The organism is Streptomyces phytophilus, assembly GCF_013870535.1.
Lineage (GTDB): Bacteria > Actinomycetota > Actinomycetes > Streptomycetales > Streptomycetaceae > Streptomyces > Streptomyces phytophilus.
In genome coordinates this window covers 1-4,101 of sequence record NZ_JACBXC010000516.1, presented here as the reverse complement: position 1 = coordinate 4,101, position 4,101 = coordinate 1, and the positions used below count along the sequence as shown (strand labels likewise).

The following is a 4,101-nucleotide window of genomic DNA, read 5'->3' as shown; positions in this document are numbered from 1 at the left end:
CGCCGTGCCGTCGGTGACGGCGAGGACCACCTCGGCGGCGGTCGCCCGGGCGTGCCGGGCGACGTTGGTGAGCGCCTCCCCCAGCACCGCCCGGACGGCGTCGGCGACATCGCCCGGCACGTCCGTGTCGATGAGGCCCTCCAGCCGGAGGGCGGGGGTGAACCCGAGGGCCGGTACGGCGTCCTCCACCGCCCGGACGACATGGGCGCGCAGGCCGCTGCCCTCCCTCCCCCGCCCGGCCCGGAGACCGAAGATCGTCGAGCGGATGATCCTGGTGGTCTCGTCCAGGTCGTCCACCGCACGCAGCAGGCGGGCGCGGGCCTCCTCGTGCTCGACGAAGCGCAGTGCGCTCTGCACGGAGATCCCGGTGGCGAACAACCGCTGGATCGCGAGGTCGTGCAGGTCCCGCGCGATGCGGTCGCGGTCCTTGAGCAGCGCGACCTGCTCGGCGTCGCGCCGGTGGTCGGCGAGTTCCATGGCGATCGCGGCGTGCCCCGCGAAGGCGAGCAGCGGGCCGGTCTCGGCCTCGGTGAAGACGTCGGGCGCATCGCGGCGGGCGAGCAGCAGCACTCCGCGGACCCCTTCCCCTGCGACCATGGGGACGGCGACCGCCGGCCCCAGTGCCCGCGCCCTGGGCGCCCCCGCGGTGATCCGCGGATCGCGTGAGAGGTCGGTGCTCGTGATCGGCTTCCCGGCCTCGGCAGCGGCTCCCGCGAACGATCCGCGGCGGGGCAGGAGCCTGCCCCGGTACGCCTCCGCCTCCTTCCCGGAAGCCAGCGCCACCCGCAGCCGCGCGGTGCCGCCTTCGGCCAGGGCGAGGACGCCGAGGTCCGCCCGCAGTACGCGGCGGGCACGATCGACGATCATCTCCAGGACCGCGGGTTCCTCCCGCCCGGCGAGCAGGGCGGCGGTGACGTCCGCGTTGGCCTCCAGCCACCGTTCGGTGAGCCGCGGCGGCTCCGGCCGACGTGCCGACCCGGCCGGCCGGCCCTCGTACGGCCGCACGCTCCGATCGCTCACCGGCCCTCCGTGACGCTCACCCCCGCGCCCCTTTCCTACCTTAGCGCCAGGTTTTTCGGCCTGCTCCCGGAGCAGGGCACGCTACTCACGAGGACGGTCACGAAGCGTCACGGCTGTACGGGAGGACCGGTGCCCGAAGGTCCCTGCGATGAACCCCTACGGCCCTCGCGGCCCACGCCCGCGCGGCGGCATCCTGGAGCGGCGGCACGGCTGATGCCGCGACGCTCTTCCGTTACCGGGCCGCACCAGAGGTCCGGTCGGCTCCCCGGGGAGGCAGCAATGGCAGCGCGGCACGTGGTGGTCGGTGTGGACGGGTCGGATCCGAGCATGGCGGCCGTCCGGTGGGCGGCGGCGGAAGCGGCGTCGCGCCGGATCTCCTTGCGCATCGTCCACGCGGAGGCAGCGCTTTCGGGCAACCGGCAGGCAGCGCCCGCCGGCTCCCTGCACGACGAGTGGGTCCGGGACCGGATCGCCCACGCGTGCCGGGAGACGGCGGAGCGGTACCCGGAAGTGGAGATCAGCGGCGGCGCGACGACGGAAACGGCGGTGAAGGCGCTGCTGGACGCGGCGCGGGACGAAGAACTCCTCGTCCTGGGGTCGCGGGGCATCGGCGCGGCTTCGGGCTTCTTCACCGGAAGTGTGGCGCTGCCGGTGGTCGCGCACGCCACCGGGCCCACCGTCCTCGTACGGCAGGACTGGCACCCGGACACCGCGGACCTCGACCTCCCCGTGGTGGCGGGGGTGGACCTCGACCACGGCTTCGACCCCGTCCTGGAGTTCGCCTTCGGCACCGCCCACCGGACGGGCAGCGTGCTGCGCGTCGTCCACATGTGGCGGCGCTCGTCCGTCTACGCGTACCCGTCGGCACTGCCGGACCCGAAGGTCGGCACCGATCTGAAGGCCGCCGCCCGGGACAGGCTCGACTCCGCCATCGACGGCTGGCAGGCGCGCTATCCGGACGTGGTGACGGAGCGGGCCCTGCTGGACGGCGAGGTGGCGCCGGGCCTCCTGGAGGAGGCCGCCGGAGCCCGGCTGCTCGTCGGCGGCCGACGCATGCACAAGCGCCTGAGCTTCCCGACGCTGATCGGCCCGGTGACGCACGTCCTGATGCACCACGCCATCGCGCCCGTCGCCGTGGTCCCGCACGAATGACAGCCCGAGCTGGGAGGGAAGATGCAGCACCGCAAAGTCAGCGACCTGATGACCCGGCACGTCGTCAGCGTCGGGCCCGACGCCCCGTTCAAGGACATCGTCCGCCTGCTGGCGGAGAACGAGGTCACCGCTCTGCCCGTCGTCGACGGCGGCGGCCGGGCCGTCGGCGTGGTGTCGGAGGCCGATCTGCTGCGGAAGGCCGGTGACCAGTCCCGTATCGACGGGCGGGTGCCTCTGCCTCCCCTCGAAGCGTGGGAGCGCGCCAAAGCGGAGGGCGCCCGGGCCGAGGAGCTGATGTCCGCACCCGCCGTCTGCGCCCACCGCGACTGGAACGTCGTCGAAGCCGCGCAGCTGATGGAGATCCAGGGGATCAAGCGGCTGCCGGTGGTCGACGACACGGACCGGCTGGTCGGCATCGTCAGCCGCCGCGACCTCCTGCGGATCTTCCTGCGCAAGGACGACGCGATCCGGGAGGAGATCGAGCACGACGTCCTGCAGCAGATCCTCGGGCTGGCGCCCGCGCAGGTGGCGGTCGCCGTACGCGGCGGCCGGGTGGAGCTGCGGGGGGTGATCGAGACCCGGAGCCTGATCCCGATCGTCCTGCGGCTCTGCGGCTCGGTGGACGGCGTGGTCGGCATCTCCGACCACTTGTCCTTCCGGGTGGACGACCTCGGCCGCGTGCCGCTCGGAGCCTGAGCCCCCGAGCGGCGGACGCCGGCGGCGTACCGCCCGGGCTTCGCGGCGGAGCGCTCAGGCGTCGGGGAGCCGGAGCCGGCGGGACTCCCCCGGCTCGACGGTCACGGGGCCGTCGGGCAGGACGAGGGTCAGCGGCGGCTCCGCGGACGGCGGCACGGTGACGTGGAGCCGGCCGGCGCGCAGGCGCAGTTCGATACTCCGGTGGCCCCGGTAGCGCACCCGCAGCACGTACTCGGACAGCTGCGGCATCGGCACGGGATCCAGCCACAGCGCGTCCTCGCGGGTCGCCAGGCCGGTCAGGCCGCGCTGGACCATGTCGAGCGTGCCGGCCATCGCGCCCAGGTGGATGCCCTCGCCGGTGGTGCCGACCTGGATGTCGGCCACGTCGCTGGTGAGCGCCTCCAGGCAGTAGCTCCAGGCCGTGCCGCGGCGGGCCCGGGCGAGGACCCAGCCGTGCACGAGGCTGGAGAGGGTCGAGCCGTGGCTGGTCCTGGCCAGGTAGTAGTCGACGGTGCGGCGCCACAGCTCGTCGTCGAAGCGGTGGCCGAGTCTGCCGAAGACGCGCGCCAGTTCCGCCGGGGAGAAGAGATAGCCGAGCATGAGGACGTCCGCCTGCTTCGAGGCCCGGTAGCGGTTGACGGTGTCGCCTTCGGCCTCCAGGATCCGGTCGAGGCGGCGGATGTCGCCGTAGCGGCCGCGGTAGCCGCCCCAGTCGAACTCGGCGAGCGCGCCGTAGCCCTCGAACTGGCTGATCACGTCGTGGTGGAAGGGCACGTGGAGGGTGCGGGAGACCTCCTCCCAGCGGGCCGTCTCCTCCTCCCCCAGCGCCATGCGCCCCGCCAGCTCGTCCCGGCGCGCCCCGGGCAGCCCGGCGAGCAGGTCGAGTGCGCGCTCCAGCACCCAGGCGGCGGTGACGTTGGTGTACGCGTTGTCGTCGAGCCCGGGGCGTTCGGCGTCCGGGTAGGCGTCGTGGTACTCGTCCGGGCCGAGCACCCCGCGGATCCGGTGGCGGCCGTACGCGGGGTCCCAGACGGCGAGGCCGGCGAAGAACCGCGCGACCTCCAGCACCATCTCGGCCCCCCTGCCGTGCAGATACGCGGTGTCGCCGGTGGCCTGGCAGTACTGCCAGACGTTGTACGCGACGGCCAGCCCGACGTGGTGCTGGAGCCGGCTGCGGTCCGGCAGCCAGCGGCCCGAGCGCGGGTTGAGGTGTATCTCCTGGGCCTCCTCGCG

4 protein-coding genes are annotated in these 4,101 nt (G+C 74.0%); 2 read left to right on the top strand and 2 right to left on the bottom strand.

All coding sequences use genetic code 11. The annotated features are described in order from the left end of the window. Positions 1 to 1,020, bottom strand: a 1,020-nt coding sequence (locus H5J30_RS20410; RefSeq protein WP_309505586.1) for a GAF domain-containing sensor histidine kinase, incomplete at its 3' end; no start/stop codon positions are given. Positions 1,021 to 1,299: 279 nt separating this feature from the next. Here H5J30_RS20410 and H5J30_RS20405 point away from each other — a divergent pair. Both H5J30_RS20405 and H5J30_RS20400 read left to right on the top strand, forming a co-directional pair. Then, positions 1,300 to 2,172, top strand: a complete 873-nt coding sequence (locus H5J30_RS20405) for a universal stress protein (RefSeq protein WP_181788845.1) — start codon at positions 1,300 to 1,302, stop codon at positions 2,170 to 2,172. A 21-nt stretch (positions 2,173 to 2,193) separates the two neighbouring features. Beyond that, on the top strand, positions 2,194 to 2,868 hold the full coding sequence (locus tag H5J30_RS20400; RefSeq protein WP_181788844.1) for a CBS domain-containing protein: 675 nt from the start codon (positions 2,194 to 2,196) through the stop codon (positions 2,866 to 2,868). A 54-nt stretch (positions 2,869 to 2,922) separates the two neighbouring features. Here H5J30_RS20400 and H5J30_RS20395 read toward each other — a convergent pair. Continuing rightward, positions 2,923 to 4,101: glycosyl hydrolase family 65 domain-containing protein (locus tag H5J30_RS20395; protein WP_309505585.1), on the bottom strand; the 1,179-nt coding region annotated here is incomplete at its 5' end.